This is a genomic window from Pseudomonas sp. LBUM1657, assembly GCF_059716075.1.
Map to the genome: position 1 here is coordinate 6,226,396 of NZ_CP166799.1, position 18,296 is coordinate 6,244,691.

Annotated in this window: 19 protein-coding genes and 1 other RNA gene; 8 read left to right on the top strand and 12 right to left on the bottom strand. The window is 60.3% G+C overall.

The genetic code is table 11. From position 1 onward, the window contains the following. Positions 1-79: 79 nt before the first annotated feature. The 3 genes from ACA055_RS28785 to ACA055_RS28795 all read left to right on the top strand — a co-directional run bounded on the left by ACA055_RS28785 (position 80) and on the right by ACA055_RS28795 (position 2,691). A complete protein-coding gene (locus tag ACA055_RS28785; RefSeq protein ID WP_497681615.1) occupies positions 80-418 on the top strand; it encodes an ACT-like domain-containing protein in 339 nt (112 codons plus the stop codon). A 90-nt stretch (positions 419-508) separates the two neighbouring features. Next, a complete protein-coding gene (tfpB, locus tag ACA055_RS28790) occupies positions 509-2,293 on the top strand; it encodes a type IV pilus assembly ATPase TfpB (RefSeq protein WP_497681616.1) in 1,785 nt (594 codons plus the stop codon). Between the two features lie 77 nt (positions 2,294-2,370). Next, positions 2,371-2,691: a DUF2388 domain-containing protein gene (locus ACA055_RS28795; protein WP_497684509.1), complete on the top strand. Its 321-nt coding sequence runs from the start codon at positions 2,371-2,373 to the stop codon at positions 2,689-2,691. Positions 2,692-2,867: 176 nt separating this feature from the next. Here ACA055_RS28795 and gcvP read toward each other — a convergent pair whose 3' ends face one another. From gcvP to ACA055_RS28845, 10 genes are all read right to left on the bottom strand, one after another. Next, the gene (gene gcvP / locus ACA055_RS28800) at positions 2,868-5,741 is read right to left on the bottom strand and encodes an aminomethyl-transferring glycine dehydrogenase (protein ID WP_497681617.1); all 2,874 of its coding nucleotides are present in this window, start codon (positions 5,739-5,741) and stop codon (positions 2,868-2,870) included. Between the two features lie 145 nt (positions 5,742-5,886). Beyond that, positions 5,887-6,270, bottom strand: coding sequence for a glycine cleavage system protein GcvH (gene gcvH / locus ACA055_RS28805; RefSeq protein WP_033060614.1), 384 nt, complete (start codon positions 6,268-6,270; stop codon positions 5,887-5,889). 50 nt (positions 6,271-6,320) lie between these two features. Continuing rightward, on the bottom strand, positions 6,321-7,403 hold the full coding sequence (gene gcvT, locus ACA055_RS28810) for a glycine cleavage system aminomethyltransferase GcvT (RefSeq protein ID WP_497681618.1): 1,083 nt from the start codon (positions 7,401-7,403) through the stop codon (positions 6,321-6,323). A gap of 156 nt (positions 7,404-7,559) precedes the next feature. Continuing rightward, positions 7,560-9,176, bottom strand: a complete 1,617-nt coding sequence (locus tag ACA055_RS28815) for an ABC transporter permease (RefSeq protein ID WP_497681619.1) — start codon at positions 9,174-9,176, stop codon at positions 7,560-7,562. Between the two features lie 172 nt (positions 9,177-9,348). Continuing rightward, a complete protein-coding gene (locus ACA055_RS28820) occupies positions 9,349-10,353 on the bottom strand; it encodes an extracellular solute-binding protein (protein ID WP_497681620.1) in 1,005 nt (334 codons plus the stop codon). Positions 10,354-10,559: 206 nt separating this feature from the next. Further along, complete coding sequence (locus tag ACA055_RS28825) at positions 10,560-11,777, bottom strand: 2-octaprenyl-3-methyl-6-methoxy-1,4-benzoquinol hydroxylase (protein WP_497684510.1); 1,218 nt, start codon at positions 11,775-11,777, stop codon at positions 10,560-10,562. Positions 11,778-11,786: 9 nt separating this feature from the next. Next, entirely contained in the window at positions 11,787-12,272 is a 486-nt protein-coding gene (locus tag ACA055_RS28830) for a DUF4442 domain-containing protein (RefSeq protein WP_497681621.1), read from the bottom strand. Further along, positions 12,265-13,452 carry a 2-octaprenyl-6-methoxyphenyl hydroxylase gene (gene ubiH, locus ACA055_RS28835; protein WP_497681622.1) on the bottom strand — a complete coding sequence of 396 codons (1,188 nt, stop codon included), beginning with the start codon at positions 13,450-13,452 and terminating at the stop codon, positions 12,265-12,267. Before ubiH ends, ACA055_RS28830 begins: the two co-directional genes overlap by 8 nt. Then, positions 13,449-14,783 (bottom strand): Xaa-Pro aminopeptidase, encoded by a 1,335-nt coding sequence (pepP, locus tag ACA055_RS28840; protein WP_497681623.1) that lies wholly within the window; start codon positions 14,781-14,783, stop codon positions 13,449-13,451. The genes ubiH and pepP overlap by 4 nt, the downstream gene beginning before the upstream one ends. A 27-nt stretch (positions 14,784-14,810) precedes the next feature. Further along, positions 14,811-15,371, bottom strand: a complete 561-nt coding sequence (locus tag ACA055_RS28845) for a YecA/YgfB family protein (RefSeq protein ID WP_497681624.1) — start codon at positions 15,369-15,371, stop codon at positions 14,811-14,813. A gap of 128 nt (positions 15,372-15,499) precedes the next feature. Here ACA055_RS28845 and ACA055_RS28850 point away from each other — a divergent pair, with 128 nt between their 5' ends. The 4 genes from ACA055_RS28850 (at position 15,500) to ACA055_RS28865 (ending at position 16,921) form a co-directional block, all read left to right on the top strand. Next, a complete protein-coding gene (locus tag ACA055_RS28850) occupies positions 15,500-15,709 on the top strand; it encodes a TIGR02449 family protein (RefSeq protein WP_007982902.1) in 210 nt (69 codons plus the stop codon). Then, entirely contained in the window at positions 15,706-16,023 is a 318-nt protein-coding gene (locus ACA055_RS28855; RefSeq protein ID WP_497681625.1) for a cell division protein ZapA, read from the top strand. The genes ACA055_RS28850 and ACA055_RS28855 overlap by 4 nt, the downstream gene beginning before the upstream one ends. Positions 16,024-16,053: 30 nt before the next feature. Continuing rightward, positions 16,054-16,232: non-coding RNA, 6S RNA (ssrS, locus tag ACA055_RS28860), on the top strand. A gap of 83 nt (positions 16,233-16,315) precedes the next feature. Continuing rightward, a complete protein-coding gene (locus ACA055_RS28865) occupies positions 16,316-16,921 on the top strand; it encodes a 5-formyltetrahydrofolate cyclo-ligase (protein WP_497681626.1) in 606 nt (201 codons plus the stop codon). A gap of 34 nt (positions 16,922-16,955) precedes the next feature. On the opposite strand, the gene ACA055_RS28870 is transcribed toward ACA055_RS28865, so the two are convergent. Further along, complete coding sequence (locus ACA055_RS28870) at positions 16,956-17,108, bottom strand: hypothetical protein (protein WP_007942433.1); 153 nt, start codon at positions 17,106-17,108, stop codon at positions 16,956-16,958. 195 nt (positions 17,109-17,303) lie between these two features. Here ACA055_RS28870 and ACA055_RS28875 point away from each other — a divergent pair, with 195 nt between their 5' ends. Further along, positions 17,304-17,756, top strand: coding sequence for an EVE domain-containing protein (locus ACA055_RS28875; RefSeq protein WP_497681627.1), 453 nt, complete (start codon positions 17,304-17,306; stop codon positions 17,754-17,756). Positions 17,757-17,880: 124 nt separating this feature from the next. Here the strand turns inward: ACA055_RS28875 and ACA055_RS28880 are convergent, their stop codons facing one another. After that, the gene (locus tag ACA055_RS28880; RefSeq protein WP_497681628.1) at positions 17,881-18,288 is read right to left on the bottom strand and encodes a flagellar basal body-associated protein FliL; all 408 of its coding nucleotides are present in this window, start codon (positions 18,286-18,288) and stop codon (positions 17,881-17,883) included. Positions 18,289-18,296 lie beyond the last annotated feature (8 nt).

Here is an 18,296-nt window from a genome sequence, read left to right on the forward strand (position 1 = left end):
TCGCCAATAAGCCCAATCATAGATAAGAAATGCCCGGCACCGAATGTAAAAATTCCTCCAGTGATTTTGGAGCCCTACCATGCCGCACCTAGAAGCCGTGAACACCCCACCCACCCGGGCCGATGTCTGGAACGTCAACAATGCGCACTGCCGCGTTCATTACCAATTGCTGGCCGAGGCCGAACCGGATCTGTTGTGCCGGGCACTCAACCTGTTCGCCTTGCAGTTCCTGACGCCCGAGCAGGTCAATGTGCAGCGCAGGGATGATCTGCTGTCGATCGACATCGTCATGGACGGCCTGAGCTGGCACCGCGCCCACGTCATCGCGGAAAAATTACGTAACCTGATCAGCGTCTGTTCGGTGGATCTGCAAGCGGCTGATTCTGCGTGGGTTGAACCGTCTCAGGCGACGGGCTGAAAAACCTCGACACGGCTTCGTCGGGTAGTGGCCCAACGGTCGGCGGGTCCGCGACTATCCTTTGCGAACTGTTGTTCATGAGGAGCCCGCATGTCCGTTCAACTTGCCATTCAGGACCGCTGGCTGGATCTCAATGATTTGCTGCGTGAGCTGGTCGCCCAAGGCTTTATCAGCCAGGACTCGGCCGAACACGCACTCAATGCCCGTCGCCGCCATGCGGCCAGTGGCCAGATGCACCCGCTGGAGTTCATTGCCAGCCAACACCTGGACGACCTCAGTCGTCCCGGCAAACATCTCGATCTGGAAAGCCTGACCCTGTGGTTGTCCCAGCAGGCCGGCCAGCCTTACTTGCGCATCGATCCGCTGAAAATCAACGTTGCAGCGATTACGCCGCTGATGTCCTACGCCTTCGCCCAGCGCCACAAGATTCTCGCCGTCTCCATCGACCGTGACGCGGTGACCGTGGCCAGCGCCCAGCCGTACGTCAACGGCTGGGAAGCCGACCTGACCCACGTGTTGAAGCTGCCGATCAAGCGCGTGGTCGCCAATCCGGTGGACATCCAGCGCTTCAGCGTGGAGTTTTTCCGCCTGGCCAAATCGGTCAGCGGCGCGACCAACGCCGATCAGCAGACCAACACCCTGGGCAACTTCGAACAGCTGCTCAATCTCGGCGCCAGCGACCAGGAACCGGACGCCAACGACGCGCACATCGTCAACATCGTCGACTGGCTGTTCCAGTACGCATTCCAGCAGCGGGCCAGCGATATCCACATCGAACCCCGGCGTGAGCAAGGCACCGTGCGCTTTCGCATCGATGGCGTGCTGCACAACGTCTATCAATTCCCGCCGCAGGTCACCATGGCGATCGTCAGCCGCCTGAAAAGCCTGGGGCGGATGAACGTCGCGGAAAAGCGCAAACCCCAGGACGGCCGGGTGAAAACCAAGACCCCGGACGGTGGCGAGGTCGAACTGCGGCTGTCGACATTGCCCACGGCATTTGGCGAAAAAATGGTCATGCGGATCTTCGACCCTGAGGTGCTGCTCAAGGATTTCGATCAGTTGGGTTTCTCCGCCGAAGACCTGCGTCGCTGGCAGGACATGACCCGCCAGCCCAACGGCATCATCCTGGTCACCGGGCCCACCGGTTCGGGCAAGACCACCACGCTCTACACCACGCTGAAGAAACTGGCGACGCCGGAGGTCAACCTCTGCACCATCGAAGACCCGATTGAAATGGTCGAACCGGCGTTCAACCAGATGCAGGTCCAGCACAATATCGACCTGACCTTCGCCGCCGGTGTGCGCGCCCTGATGCGACAGGACCCGGACATCATCATGATCGGCGAGATCCGCGACCTCGAAACCGCCGAGATGGCGATTCAGGCGGCACTCACCGGTCACCTGGTGCTGTCGACGCTGCACACCAACGATGCGCCGAGCGCCATCAGCCGCCTGCTGGAACTCGGCGTGCCGCATTACCTGATCAAGGCCACGGTGCTCGGCGTCATGGCCCAGCGTCTGGTCCGCACCTTGTGCCCGCACTGCAAGGCGCCGCTGACCCTGAGTGAAGACGACTGGCAAACCCTGACCAAACCCTGGCAAGCGCCCCTGCCGAGCAACGCCCAGCGCGCCATCGGCTGCCTGGAGTGTCGCGACACCGGCTATCGCGGGCGCGCCGGGGTTTACGAAATCATGCAGCTGACTGACGGCGTTAAAGCGCTGATCAATCCCGATACCGACTTGTTGGCGGTGCGGCGCCAGGCGTTCAAGGAAGGCATGCGCAGCCTGCGGCTGTCGGGGGCGCAGAAAGTGGCGGCGGGTTTGACGACGATTGAAGAGGTGCTGCGGGTGACACCGCAGAGTGAACAGAAGTGAATCCTCATCCCGCGTAATGGAACTCGATTGGGGGATTGGCGATCCAACGCCGTAGTTAACCCCCAGTGGAGTCACCCATCATGCGTCTCAAACTTGCTGTCGCTACCATCGCCCTGTTGTCCCTTCCAGTCGGTTCGGCGATGGCCGATAGCTTTTGGCGTAACGTCATCTCGTCCGGTGCAACCACCGGTTCGACCTACCTGACCTTCAAGGATCACAAGTTGATGGTTGCCGCGCAGGACGATGCCGGCAGCTTTGTCGCCAGTGACGGCGGCATCCGCGGCCCTTACCTGGAAGCCGCGATGCAGAAAGTCCGCGCCGACAACCCGGGCCTGCAGGCTACGGACATGGAACTGGCGAACGCGATCCTGGCGAAGAATGCCGTCGCTTCGGAATAAGATTTACCGCTAAACAAAAATGCCGCTCTCATGAGCGGCATTTTTTTGCCTGATGCAAACCCCTGTGGGAGTGGGCTTGCTCGCGAAAGCGGTGTGTCAGGCGACATCAATGTTGAATGTTAAACCGTATTCGCGAGCAAGCCCGCTCCCACATTGGTCCTGTGTTGCCTGAGGTTTCAGCGGTAGTCATCCACCGGGACACAGGCGCAGAACAAATTGCGGTCTCCGTAAACATTGTCCACCCGGTTCACCACCGGCCAGTACTTGTGAGCCTTGGTGTGCGCATCCGGCGTCACCGCCTGCTCGATACTGTAGGGCCGCTCCCAAACCCCGGTGATGTCGGCCAGGGTGTGCGGCGCACGCTTGAGCGGGTTGTCTTCGGCCGACCAGTTGCCGTTCTGCACTTCGGTGATTTCTGCGCGAATGCTCAGCATCGCCCCGATAAAACGGTCGAGTTCCGACTTGGACTCACTTTCGGTGGGTTCGACCATCAACGTGCCCGGCACCGGAAACGACATGGTCGGTGCATGGAAGCCGTAGTCCATCAGGCGCTTGGCAACGTCCTCTTCGCTGATCCCGGTCAGCGTCTTGAGTGGCCGCAAGTCGAGGATGCATTCGTGGGCCACCCGTTCGTTGCGCCCGGTATAGAGCACCGGAAAGGCACCGGACAAGTGCTGCGCCAGGTAATTTGCGGCAAGGATCGCCACTTCGCTGGCATCCGCCAGTTGCGGGCCCATCATGGCGATGTACATCCAGCTGATCGGCAGAATGCTCGCGCTACCCCAGGGCGCTGCGCTGACTGCGCCGTTCTGCTCCAACGGACCTTCAATCGGCACCACCGGGTGGTTGGCCACGAACGGCGCCAAATGTGCACGAACTCCGATCGGCCCCATGCCCGGCCCGCCCCCGCCGTGGGGGATGCAGAAGGTCTTGTGCAGGTTCATGTGGGATACATCGGCGCCAATGTCCGCCGGCCGGGCCAGTCCGACCTGGGCATTGAGGTTGGCGCCATCCATGTAAACCTGGCCGCCGTGGCTGTGGATAACCTCACAGATCTCGCTGATGCCTTCCTCATACACACCGTGGGTCGAAGGATAAGTCGCCATCAGGCAGGCGAGTTTGTCCGAGGCGGCGGCGGCTTTTTCTTTCAGATCTTCCAGATCGACGTTGCCCGCCTCATCGCACTCGACGATCACCACGCGCATCCCGGCCATTTGCGCCGAAGCCGGGTTAGTGCCGTGGGCCGAGGATGGGATCAGGCAGATGTCCCGGGTGCCCTGATTCCGACTCTCGTGATATTTGCGAATCGCCAGCAACCCGGCGTATTCGCCTTGGGCGCCGGAATTGGGTTGCATGCAGATCGCATCGAAACCGGTGATTGCACAGAGCCAGCGCTCCAACTCCTCGATCATCAGGGAATAACCGACCGCCTGCTCTTTTGGCACGAACGGATGCAAGTTGGCGAACTGCGGCCAGGTGATGGGGATCATCTCGGCGGTGGCGTTGAGCTTCATGGTGCAGGAGCCGAGCGGGATCATCGATTGGTTGAGCGCCAGATCCTTGTTTTCCAGCTGCTTGAGGTAACGCAGCATCTCGGTTTCGCTGTGATGGGCGCTGAACACTGGGTGACGCAGATAAGACGAGGTGCGCTGCAGCCCTTCGGGGATTCCGGGCACCAGGGTTTCAGCATCGAGTTCGTCGACGTTGAGCCCATGATCGGCGCCCAGGAATACATCGAACAACTTCGCCACGGTCGTTTCATCAGACGTTTCGTCGAGGCTCAGCCCCAGTTGCCCGCGTCCGAGAATGCGCAAATTGATCTGCGCCGCCTGGGCGCTTTCGATGATCGCGGTCTGGGTGCCACCGACTTCCAGGGTCAGGGTGTCGAAAAAGTGTGAGTTGAGGCGGGTGATGCCGTTTCTTTCCAGCCCGGCGGCGAGGATGCAGGTCAGCCGGTGAACGCGCTGGGCAATTCTTTTGAGCCCCTCCGGGCCATGGTAGACCGCATAGAAACTGGCGATATTGGCCAGCAGCACCTGGGCGGTACAAATGTTCGAGTTGGCCTTTTCCCGGCGGATGTGTTGCTCGCGGGTTTGCAGCGCCATGCGCAAGGCGGTATTGCCGCGAGCATCTTTCGACACGCCAATAATCCGCCCGGGAATGGCCCGTTTGAACTCATCACGACTGGCAAAAAATGCCGCGTGCGGTCCGCCGTAGCCCATCGGCACGCCGAAGCGCTGGGATGAGCCGAACACCACGTCGGCGCCCAGTTCTCCCGGCGGCGTCAGCAACAACAGACTCAGCAGGTCGGTTGCGACACAGGCCAGGGCTTGCTGGGCATGCAGATGATCAATCAACGGCCGAAGGTCGCGTATCTCGCCGTGGGTGTCGGGATATTGCAGCACCGCGCCGAACACCTGGTGTTGCTTCAAGTTATCCACAGCGTCGACGATCAACTCGAAGCCGAAGCCTTCGGCTCGGGTCTGCACCACGGAGATGGTCTGCGGATGGCAGTTTTCGTCGACGAAGAACACATTGCTTTTGGACTTGGCGACACGCTTGGCCAGCGCCATGGCTTCCGCCGCCGCGGTGGCTTCATCCAGCAGCGAGGCATTGGCCAGTTCCAGGCCAGTGAGGTCGATGGTCAATTGCTGGAAATTCAAAAGCGCTTCGAGCCGGCCCTGGGCGATCTCCGGTTGATAGGGCGTATAGGCGGTGTACCAACCGGGATTTTCCAGCACGTTACGCAGGATGACGGCCGGCGTGAGGGTGCCGTGGTAGCCCATGCCGATCAGGCTGGTCCAGACCTGGTTTTGCTCGGCATAACCGCGCAGCTTGGCCAACGCGGCCTCTTCGTCGAGGGCGGGCGGCAGATCGAGGGGCCGGTTCAGGCGGATTCCCGGCGGCACTGTCTGCTCGATCAACTCAACCCGGGTGCCGAGGCCGAGGCTGTCGAGCATCGCCTGCTGCTCGGCGGCATCGGGCCCGAGGTGACGACGAAGAAAGGCATTGGGATCGCGTAACTGGCTCAAGGACGGCAACTGGGACATGACGGGCTCTCTCTTGACTGGCGCTCAACGTCGATGCAACACGGTCAAACCAGCATAGCAGCCACTGCCAACAGCGAACCGCTCCCACAAAGACAGAGACAAAAAAGCCCCGACAGGTCGGGGCTTTGGGGGTAACGCTGAACGCTTACTCGCCGATAGCGGCCTTGTAGCCAGCCGCATCGAGCAGCTTGTCCAGATCGCCAGCGTTGCTTGGCTTGAGCTTGAAGATCCAGGCACCGTACGGGTCGGAGTTGAGCAACTCAGGGTTAGCGCTCAGTTCTTCGTTGATCGCAATCACTTCACCGGCAACCGGGGAGTAGATGTCGGACGCGGCTTTAACCGACTCCACCACACCGGATTGATCACCGGCAGCGAAGACTGTTCCGACTTCGGTCAGCTCAACGAACACCACGTCACCCAGGGCTTCCTGAGCGTGATCGCTGATGCCCACGGTGACGGTGCCATCGGCTTCCAGGCGGGCCCATTCGTGACTTTCGGCAAAACGCAGGTCAGCAGGGATATCGCTCATGTTCTGTATCCTCAAGAAAAATGTCGGCGGTTGTTGCCCGCCAGAAAAGGTTAGATCAAGGTTTTGCCATGGCGTACGAAGGTCGGTTTGACCACTCGGACCGGGTACCATTTGCCACGGATTTCCACTTCAGCGCGGTCGGCAGTCGCCATTGGCACGCGCGCCAGTGCAATCGACTTGCTAAGCGTAGGAGAGAAACTACCACTGGTGATCTCCCCTTCGCCAACATCGGCGATGCGGACCACTTGATGAGCGCGCAAAACACCGCGTTCCTCAAGGACCAGACCGACCAGTTTGTGCTGCACGCCCGCGGCTTTTTCGGCTTCCAGGGCAGCGCGACCGATGAACTGGCGAGTGGCCGGTGCCCAGGCAATGCTCCAGGCCATGTTCGAAGCCAGCGGTGAAACGTCTTGGTGAATGTCCTGACCGTAGAGGTTCATTCCCGCTTCGACACGCAGGGTATCCCGCGCGCCAAGGCCGATCGGCGAGATGCCCGCTCCCACCAGATCATTGAAAAAGCCGGGTGCCTGATTGGCTGGCAGCACGATTTCCAGGCCATCCTCGCCGGTGTAGCCGGTGCGGGCGATAAACCAGTCACCGTCTGGCTGGCCTTCAAAAGGCTTGAGGAGTTGAATCAGATTGCCACGGGACTGGGTGACCAGTTCTGCGATCTTGTGCCGAGCCTGTGGACCTTGAATGGCCAGCATCGCCAACTCGGAGCGCTCGTTGAGCTGCACATCGAAGCCGTCGAGATGAGCCTGCATCCAGACCAGGTCCTGATTGCGGGTGGAGGCATTGACCACCAGCCGATATCCGTCCTCGAGGCGGTAAACGATCATGTCGTCGACGATGCCGCCGCGCTCGTTGAGCATGGTGCTGTACAAGGCACGGCCGGGGCTGTGCAGACGTTCGACATCATTGGCCAGCAAATGCTGAAGCCAGGCCTTGGCCTGGGCACCGCTGATATCGATCACGGTCATGTGGGATACATCGAAAACCCCGCAGTCGCGGCGCACCTGATGGTGTTCCTCGACTTGCGAGCCGTAATGCAGAGGCATATCCCAACCGCCAAAATCGACCATCTTCGCGCCGAGGGCGAGATGAAGGTCATACAGAGGCGTACGCTGTCCCATGGGCTTCTCCTTCCGGGCGTGGCGAAGGTGCGGACGGGTGCTGTACCGAGTGAAATCCTTGAAATAAAAGGCTTTCAGCCGATTTCAGCTACCGGGTCTGTCAGACGGACCGCACCGAATGCCGCGCATTGTAGCCTCAAGGTGTAGGACTGACACCTAGGTGTTTCGATGCGCCGAACGTCGAATCAATCCGATGACCGGTAGCAGCCCGACCAAAACCAGGGTCAGCGCCGGCAATGACGCCCTCGCCCACTCGCCTTCACTGGTCATTTCGAAGATCCGCACCGCCAGCGTGTCCCAGCCAAACGGGCGCATCAGCAGGGTCGCGGGCATTTCCTTGAGCACATCGACGAACACCAGCAACGCGGCGCTCAATGTGCCGGGCAGCAATAACGGCAGATACACTTTGAAAAACAGTCGTGGCCCACTGACGCCAAGGCTACGTGCCGCTTCGGGCAAAGAAGGCCGTATTCGCGCCAGACTGCTTTCCAGCGGCCCATAAGCCACGGCGATGAAACGCACCAGATAGGCCAGCAATAACGCCGCCAGACTGCCCAGCAGCAATGGCTTGCCAGCGCCACCGAGCCAGCTCGAAAGCGGAATGACCAGTTCGCGGTCCAGGTAACTGAACGCCAGCATGATCGACACCGCCAGCACCGAGCCCGGCAAGGCATAACCGAGGTTGGCCAGGCTGATCCCGGAACGGATCGCCCGTGTCGGCGCCAGTCGTCGAGCAAACACCAGCACCAAGGCAACGCTGACGGTGATCAACGCCGCCATACCGCCCAGGTACAAGGTATGAACGATCAGCCCGGCGTAACGCTCATCCAGATCGAAGCGCCCGCGCTGCCAGAACCACGCCACCAACTGCAGCATCGGAATGACAAAGGCACAAGCGAACACCAGACCGCACCAACTCATGGCCGCGAGCGCTTTGACGCCGCGCAGGTGATACAGCGCCTTGACCCGCGGTCGTTCGTTACTCGCCCGGTTAGCCCCGCGAGCACGGCGTTCACCGTAGAGCACGACCATCACCACCAACAGCAACAGGCTGGCCAGTTGCGCGGCGGTTGAGAGACTGAAAAACCCGTACCAGGTTTTGTAAATGGCGGTGGTGAACGTGTCGAAATTGAACACCGACACCGCGCCGAAATCCGCGAGGGTTTCCATCAGCGCCAGCGCCACGCCAGCACCAATGGCCGGTCGCGCCATCGGCAATGCGACGCGCCAGAAGGCTTGCAACGGGGATAGCCCAAGGACGCGCGCCGCTTCCATCAGGCCTTTGCCCTGCGCCAGGAAAGCCGTGCGTGCCAAGAGATAAACATACGGATAAAAGACCAGCACCAAGACCAGAATCACCCCACCCGTGGAGCGTACTCGCGGTAGCCGCAGGCCAGTGCCGAACCATTCGCGCAGCAGGGTTTGCACGGGGCCCGCAAAATCCAGCAGGCCGACGAAGACGAACGCCAGCACATAGGCCGGTATCGCGAAGGGCAACATCAGCGCCCAGTCCAGCCAACGCCGACCGGGGAAGTCGCAGAGGCTGGTGAGCCAAGCGAGGCTTACACCCAAGAGCGTTACGCCAACACCGACGCCGATGACCAGGGTGAGTGTGTTGCCGAGCAACCTCGGCATTTGCGTGTCCCAGAGGTGGGACCAGATCTGTTGATCGATGGATTGCCATGACAACAGCAAAACGCTGAGGGGGAGCAGGACCAGCGCGGCGATGGCGAAGACCAGGGGATACCAGCGGCGTTGGGCGGGGTGGGCCAAGGAAAAGCTCTCAGGGGTGTGGATCAACAGAAATGATTGTGCCCACGCTCTGCGTGGGCACACATCTGATGACGCTCTGCGTCACGCTTCGACGCGGAGCGTCGGTGGATGCGTTCCCACGCAGAGCGCAGGAACGATCAGTTTTGCAAAGGCGCGCAGTATAACGGTAGCTTTAGTTCCAGCCAGCCCGATCCATCATGCGAATCGCTTCAGCCTGACGCTTGCCGGCGATTTCCACTGGCAATGTATCGGCGACAAACTTGCCCCAGCTCGCCACTTCAGCGGAAGGCTGAACGGCAGGATTGGCCGGGAACTCCTGGTTCACATCAGCGAAGATTTTCTGCGCTTCAGGGGTCGTCATCCATTCAATCAGAGCCTTGGCCGCTTCCGGGTGCGGAGCGTGTTTGGTCAGGCCGATGCCCGACAGGTTGACGTGGACGCCACGGTCACCCTGGTTTGGCCAGAACAGCTTCACCGCCAAGTCAGGTTTCTGCTTGTGCAGGCGACCGTAGTAGTAGGTGTTGACGATGCCAACGTCGCACTGGCCAGCGTTGATCGCTTCCAGCACCGCGACGTCATCGGAGAACACGTCGGTGGACAGGTTACTCACCCAGCCCTTGAGGATTTTCTCGGTTTTATCGGCGCCGTGGACTTCGATCATGGTGGCGGTCAGGGACTGGTTATAGACCTTCTTCGCCGTGCGCAGGCACAAGCGACCTTCCCAATTCTTGTCGGCCAGACCTTCGTAAGTGGTCAGCTCGCCGGGTTTCACCCGATCGGTGGAGTACGCGATGGTCCGCGCCCGCAGGCTGAGGCCGGTCCAGGCGTGGGCAGACGAGCGGTATTGCAGCGGAATATTGGCGTCGATCACCTTGGAGGTGAACGGCTGGAGAATGCCCATCTGCTCCGCTTGCCAAAGGTTGCCGGCATCGACCGTGAGCAGCAGATCGGCGGTGGCGTTCTCGCCCTCGGCCTTGATGCGCTGCATCAGCGGCGCTTCCTTGTCGGTGATGAACTTCACCTGCACGCCGGTTTTCGCGGTGTAGGCATCGAAAACCGGTTTGATCAGTTCATCGATCCGCGAGGAGTAAACCACCACCTCGTCGGCGGCCTGCGCGACGGTGCTGCCGATCAGGGTCAGGGCCAGTGCGGTCAATAGACGCTTGGGTGCCAACATGGGAGCGGTCTCTCGATTGAATGAATGAGGCCAAATGATAAGGACTCACATTTACGTTCTCAATCGAACAGTTTGTGGAGGCGTTACCAGATGTTGCACAGCCCGAGATGAGTGGTGACTGAGCTGCAAGCCCGCTACCACAGTTGCCCGCATCCCTTGTGGGAGCGGGCTTGCTCGCGAAGAGGCCATCATCCCCACCGGAAATCTCAGGCCTTGGCCAGTGCCGGCAAGTCCCCGATCAACCCCAGTGCTTCACGCACAAACAACGCCTTGGCCTCAGGCATCTGGTCGACCATCTTCAACCCGGCATTACGCAACCAGCGTACCGGCAGCGGATCAGCCTGGAACAACCGCTCAAACCCTTCCATCGCCGCCATCAACGCCAGGTTATGCGGCATGCGCCGACGCTCGTAACGGCTAAGCACTTTTGCATCCGCCAGGCGCTCGCCACGCTCAGCCGCTTGCAGCAGCACTTCGGCCAACACCGCAGCATCGAGAAAACCGAGGTTCACGCCCTGCCCGGCCAACGGGTGAATGGTGTGGGCCGCATCACCGATCAACGCCAGGCCCTCAGCCACATAACGCTTGGCATGGCGCTGACGCAGCGGCACGCACAGACGTGGGTCGGCGCTGAGTACCGCGCCGAGTCGTCCTTCAAAGGCCCGCTCCAGTTCCTTGCAGAAGCCTTCTTCGTCCAGCGCCATCAGGCGTTCGGCCTCGCTCGGCGTGGTCGACCAGACGATCGAACACCAATCCTGCTGACCGTCCCGCTCCAGCGGCAGAAACGCCAGCGGGCCGTTATCGGTGAAACGCTGCCAGGCCGTCATCTGATGAGGCTTTGAGCTGCGCACGCTGGTGACGATCGCGTGGTGCAAATAATCCCACTCGCGAGTCGCAACACCGGTCAGGCGCCGTACTGCCGAGTTGGCACCGTCCGCGGCGATCACCAGCGGAGCGCGCAGCGTGCGGCCATCGGCCAGGGTCAGTAGCCAGTCATCGCCGGAACGACGCATCTGTTCCAGACGCGCATTGGCCAGCATCCCGAGATCGCAGTCGTGCAAGCGGTCGAGCAAGGCATCCTGAACCACGCGGTTCTCGACGATGTGCCCCAATACGTCGGCGTGCACGCTGGTCGCGGAGAAATGAATCTGCCCGGTGCCACTGCCGTCCCAGACGTGCATGTCGGTGTAAGGACTGCTGCGTCGATTGGCGATGCCATCCCAGACGCCCAGGCGTTCGAGAATCCGCTGGCTGGCAGTCGACAAGGCGCTCACCCGCGGTTCAAACGGTGCCTGCCCATCGAACGGTTTGACGCTCATGGGGCTACCGTCCAGCAGCAGGACTTCCAGCCCGCTGTTCTGCAACGCCAGCGCCAGGGCGCTGCCAACCATTCCGGCCCCGACAATCAGCAGATCTGCGCGCATTTCCATGCTTTAAGCCTGTCTCGCTTGCGGCTTGAGCCGCACGTAAAGGGTTTTCTCGACTCGCGCCACCAGCGTGCCGGCGCCGTCGTGAATATCGACCTGCAATTGCGGCAGGTATTTTTCGCCATTCGCTGTCTGCCGACGGATCTCATCGAGCAAGGTTTCGTCGATCGTGAAATGGGCGAATACAGGGCCTTTGCCCGGCGCGATGAAATCGATGTCCGCCGCTTTGTCCCAGACGATGTACTTGCGCCCGAGATTTTCCATCAGCATCAGCATGAAGAACGGGTCGACCATCGAATACAGGCTGCCACCGAACTGAGTGCCGACGTAATTGCGGTTGTACCAGCCCAGGCCCATGGACACCCGGACTTCGCGGAAATCATCGGCGATGTGCCGAATGCGAACCCCGGCGCCAAGATACGGTGGATAGAAGCTCATCGCCCAGCGCATTAATCGGGCTTTGCCGAACTTGTCAGTCAACCACTTAAGCATCGGGACGCGTACCCAAGCCCATGGCCTGCCGTGCGAACCAGCGTTTGGCCGGCGGCAACAAATCGAGGCCGAGCAGGCCAATGTTGCGCCCCAGGGAAACCAGCGGCTGGGTGCTGCCGAACAGGCGGGTGACCTGATCGGAGAAACCCACGGTCAGGTTCTGATCCAGACGCTGGCGTTCGCGATAGGCCTGCAAGGTGGCGAAGTCCCCCGGCGAAGTCTCGCTGGCCAGCAAGGCGTCCGCCAATGCCTGGGCATCGCGCAGGGACAAGTTGAAACCCTGGCCGGCAATCGGATGCAGGCTGTGAGCGGCGTTGCCGAGAATCGCCAGATGCGGGCGTACTTGCTCTTCAGCTTCGATCAGCGACAGCGGATACAGATGCCGTGCGCCCACTTGTTTCAGGGTGCCAAGGCGATAACCGAACACGCCCTGCAACTCGCTGAGAAAGCTTCGTTCATCAAGCGCCGCCAGCCGTTGCGCGTCCATGCCCAGACGGGTCCAGACCAGGGCACAGCGGTTGTCCGGCAACGGCAACAACGCCATCGGGCCATCGTCGGTGAAACGCTCGAACGCCATGCCGTTGTGGGATTCGCTCGGGGTGATGTTGGCGATCAGTGCGCTCTGGTTATACGGGCGCTTTTTGATGCCGACCCCCAGTTGCTCGCGCAGGCCGGAACGGCCGCCATCAGCCAGCACCGCAAGGTCGCATTCCAGGGTGGTTTCGTCATTGAGCGTCAGGCGATAGCCATCAGTCAGCGGTTCCATGCGCGTGACTTCCGCCGGGCAACGCCAACTGATCACATCCTTGTCCAGACCCTGCCAGAGGCATTGGCCAAGCCAGGCGTTTTCCACCACGTAACCCAGCGCCGGAACGCCCTCTTCCATCGCCGACAGTCGCGCCGTGGAAAAACGTCCGCGGTCGGAAACATGAATCTGCTTGATCGGCTCGGCGCGGCGGGAGATTTCCTGCCACACGCCCAGCCGTTGATAAATCTGCCGGGCGCCGTAGGACAGCGCCGAAGAGCGGGCGTCGTAGCTCGGTTGGTAGGTGTCGCCGGGGGCAAATGGCTCGATCAGTACGATCTTCCAGCCACGGGCCTTGGCCCCTTCCTGCAACGCCAACGCCAGACTGGCGCCAACCAGACCACCCCCGATGATTGCCAGATTGACTCGACTCATGCCGCTTGTGTCCGTGCAGCGGCCATCAAGGCCTCGATCTCGGCGACCGTTTTAGGCACGCCGCGAGTCAATATTTCACAACCGGTTTTGGTCACCACTACGTCGTCCTCGATGCGCACGCCAATGCCGCGCCATTTCTTCGCCACGTTCTGGTTGTCCGGGGAAATATAGATGCCCGGTTCCACGGTCAGCGCCATGCCGACCTCCAGCACGCGCCATTCGCCGCCGACCTTGTACTCGCCGACGTCATGCACATCCATGCCCAGCCAGTGGCCGGCCCGGTGCATATAAAACGCCTTATAGGCTTCGCTGGCGATCAACTCGTCGACGTCACCCTGCAACAGGCCCAGTTTCACGAGGCCGGCCGTAATCACGCGAACCGTGGCTTCGTGCGCCTGATTCCAGTGTTTGTTCGGGGCGATTTCGGCAAACGCGGCTTCTTGCGACGCCAGCACCAACTCGTAGATCGCCTTCTGCTCCGCTGAATACTTGCCGTTGACTGGCCAGGTGCGCGTGATGTCGCTGGCGTAGCAATCGATCTCGCAACCGGCGTCGATCAACACCAGATCACCGTCTTTGAGCACGGCGTCATTCTGCTGGTAATGCAGGATGCAGCTATTGCGCCCTGACGCGACGATCGAACCGTAGGCCGGCATCTTCGCCCCGCCCTTGCGGAACTCGTAATCGAGCTCGGCTTCCAGGCTGAACTCATGCAAACCGGCTCGGCTGACTTGCATTGCGCGGATATGCGCCTGGGCGGAAATCCGTGCGGCCTCGCGCATCACCTTCACTTCTGCTGCCGATTTATACAGGCGCATGTCGTGAAGCAGATGATCCAGAGCAACGTATTCGTTCGGTGGCTGGGCGCCAAGGTGCGCTTTAGAGCGGATCACGTTGATCCAGTCCATCAGGTGCCGATCGAATTCCGGGTTGCTGCCCATGGCCGAATACACCCGGTCGCGACCTTCAATCAGGCCCGGAAGGATGTCGTCGATATCGGTGATAGGAAACGCATCGTCGGCACCGAAATCACGCATCGCACCTTCCTGCCCGGCGCGCAGGCCGTCCCACAACTCACGCTCGGCGTTGCGTTCACGGCAGAACAGGATGTATTCGCCATGCAGACGCCCAGGCATCAAAACGAGGACCGCCTGGGGCTCGGGAAAACCGCTGAGGTACTGGAAGTCGCTGTCCTGACGATAGACGTGCTCGACGTCGCGGTTGCGAATGGCAACCGCTGCGGCGGGCAGAATAGCGATGCTGTTGGGTTCCATCTGCGCCATCAGGGCCTTGCGGCGACGGCTGTATTCCGATTTCGGGATATGAATCATGGGCAGATGGCTTTCCCTGGCTCGAGATTAATGCAACGACGGTTTGGCGGCAGCCGGCTCGGCCGGTTTTTTGGTCTCGGTGAACAGCAGCAGCGGCGCGACGCGCAGGTACTCCATGACTTCCATGTAATCGCTTTCGCCGTCGTCGGATTCTTCCAGCGCGTCCTGTACCTGGGAAATCGCCGCCAGGTCCTGCAGTACTTCGGTGGCCTCGGTGCTCAGCATGCTGCTGTCACGGCAATTGAGGCCGAAACCGCTGAGGAAGCCCTGACACCATTGGCCGAGTGCAGCGGCGCGATCAGCCAGCGGCTCGTCATCGGTCGGCAGCAGCAGAACGACGGTCACGTCGTCGCCGGTGAGCTCGCCCTTGACCATCTCCTGCAAGCCGATCAAGGCATTGCGGACATTATCTTGCGGTTCGCTTTCGAGCAGCTCGGCGGCATCAATCAGCCAGCCTTCGGCATCGAAACCGGCGCCGGCGCAACTGCGACCGAGCAGCAAGCCATGCAATTCGGCTGGCGAGACATTGTGACCGCTGGAAGTCAGCAGGGTGGCGAAGGCTTTGTACGGGGAATTCTGAATGGGCATGGGCAGCTAGGCGCCAGACGGCGCTATGTCTAGAATGAAGGCCTTGTATCCTACATCGACAGACTCGCCAAGACTATTAAAGGCTGTCCGCCAGCTACCACTCATCAAGCACAATTTCAGTGGACACAATGGAAGACACCGACCTGCAAGCGCTGATGGCCAGACTCGAACTGCTAATTACTCGCGTCGAGCAACTAAAGAGTCAAAACGGACTCCTATTAGCTCAGGAAAAGACCTGGCGCGAGGAACGCGCGCACCTCATTGAAAAGAACGAAATCGCCCGGCGTAAGGTCGAATCGATGATTTCGCGCCTCAAGGCCCTGGAGCAAGACTCATGAGTTCAAGCAATAGCGTTACCGTGCAGATCCTCGATAAAGAGTATTCGATCATCTGCCCCCAGGAAGAGCGCAGCAACCTGGTGAGCGCCGCCCGTTACCTGGATGGCAAGATGCGCGAAATCCGCAGCAGCGGCAAAGTCATCGGCGCCGATCGCATCGCCGTGATGGCCGCGCTGAACATCACCCACGATCTTTTGCACAAGCAAGAAAGCCCGGATGTGCAGGCCAGCGGTTCGACCCGCGAACAGGTTCGCGACCTGCTGGACCGCGTCGATCTGGTGCTCGCTACCGATCCGGATGTCACCAAGGGCTGAAACGCGGAACCGCTTGGGGTATACTCGCAACACTCCCTGGGGTGCTTGCCAGTTGACCACGTCCCTGAGCCGATTCGCACTACCCTGGAAGTTGCACGTTGGGCTGGTGTGCATGTCCGCTAGACGGAAAGCCTTAAAGCCTACTGCATCTTCCACCTTGAACTTTCGGGTTCAAGGGCTAAGTCAGCAGCGGTTCATCCGGGGAGCCTGATTCCAGTCCGATGCCGGTTTAAATACCGGCATCGGCTTTTTTACGGGTACGCTTTACGTACCCGACCCGCGAGCCCTTTTCATGACCGAACCTGCGTTGCTACCCCGCCCGCAACTTCGACGCATGCTGCGCAAGGCCCGCCGCGCACTGACACCCAGTCAGCAGCGCCAGGCAGCTCGCGGGCTGTACAAGCAATTGGCCCAGCAGCCATTGTTTCGCCGCGCCAAACACATCTCTCTCTATCTGCCCACCGACGGTGAAATCGATCCGCGCTTGCTGTTGCGTGCCGCTCAGCGCCGGGGCAAGGCAACCTATCTGCCGGTGCTCAGTGCCTGGCCGCGAACCAAAATGGTGTTCCAGCGAATTCGCCCCGGCGAAAAACTGAAACCCAACCGTTTCCGTATTCTCGAACCCCGGCACAACCTCGCCCGACAACGCAAAGTCTGGGCACTGGATCTGGTTCTGTTGCCATTGGTGGGTTTTGACGATGTCGGCGGACGCCTGGGCATGGGCGGCGGTTTCTACGATCGAAGCCTGGCGTATCTGGCGCGGCGCAAAAACTGGCGCAAGCCGACGCTGTTAGGGCTGGCCCATGAATGTCAGAAGGTGCCGCGGCTGGCGCAGGCGAGCTGGGATGTGCCGTTGCAAGGAACGGTTACAGACAAGGCGTGGTATTACGCAGGCTAGACGCCACTGGAATCAGCGGCGTCGAAAAGACAGGTCAGCGCTTGAAGGCCGACGGCTGCTGTTGCTGCGCGATCTCGATCGGTGCATCGGTCTTGTTATTCCACAGGCTTTGGGCATAGCCAGTGGTCACGACGCCCAGGCCGAACAAAATAACCAAAATCCATAGTAAATCCGGTTTGCGTTTCATCGATTGCCCCCCAAAGGCACATCAACACGATGACAGCAGCGGTTTCCGTTGTAGGCGGTGCAGCAGCGTCAAGCTTAGAAGGCCGGCATTTTGCGACAACGTGAACCGACACGCAAACACTGGCGTCAACCGACCGTCGGTTTGTCATAAAATTGACCGACAACTTGCCCACTCACCTCGCAAGGAGCAAAAACCATGGCCTACTGGCTGATGAAATCCGAGCCCGACGAACTGTCGATCAAAGGTCTGGAGAAGCTTGGCAAAGCGCGCTGGGACGGGGTTCGCAACTATCAGGCGCGTAACTTTTTGCGGGCCATGGCGGTAGGCGACGAGTTTTTCTTCTATCACTCCAGCTGCCCTGAACCCGGAATTGCCGGGATCGGAAAGATTGTCGAAGCCGCGTATCCGGACCCGACGGCGCTGGAGCCTGAAAGTCATTACTACGATCCAAAGGCAACAGCAGAGAAAAACGCCTGGAGTGCGATCGATGTCGCTCACGTCGAGACGTTTGCGAAGGTGCTGAAGTTGGATTATCTGAAACAGCAGACGGCGCTGGCCGAAATGCCATTGGTGAAGAAAGGTAGTCGGCTGTCTGTGATGCCTGTGACGGCTGAACAGTGGACGGCGGTGAATGCGTTGCGGGCCTGAGCCCTGTAGCGACTGTAATAAAGCCTTCGCGGGCAAGCCCGCTCCCACAGGAGATTTGTGAACGACACGGATCACTGTGGGAGCGGGCTTGCTCGCGAAGAGGCCAGCCCGGACAACGAAAGACTTACTGAATAATGAGGTTGTTGAACAACAGATCCTCAACCACCGGCTGGCCGGTTTCGTCATTCATGATTTGCTGGGTCTGCTTCAAGGCTTCCTGGCGCAGCTTTTCCTTGGCCTCGACGTTGTTCATCGTCTCGGTCGTCTGCTGGGCAAACAGCGCCACCAGCTGATTGCGAATAAACGGTTCGTTGGCTTTCACCAGCTTGGTCGCCTCATCTCCGGTCACGCGCAACGCCACATCAGCCTTGTAGACCTTGAGCTTCGGCGTGCCGTCCAACCCATAGTTGCCCACGAACGGCGGGCTCAGGGTGATGTAATTGACCTTCGGCGCTACGCCTTCTTTGGCTTCTTCGGCCATCGCTGCCACGGGCAGAGACAGGGCCAGCAACAACATGATCCACGCTTTCACAATTCGCT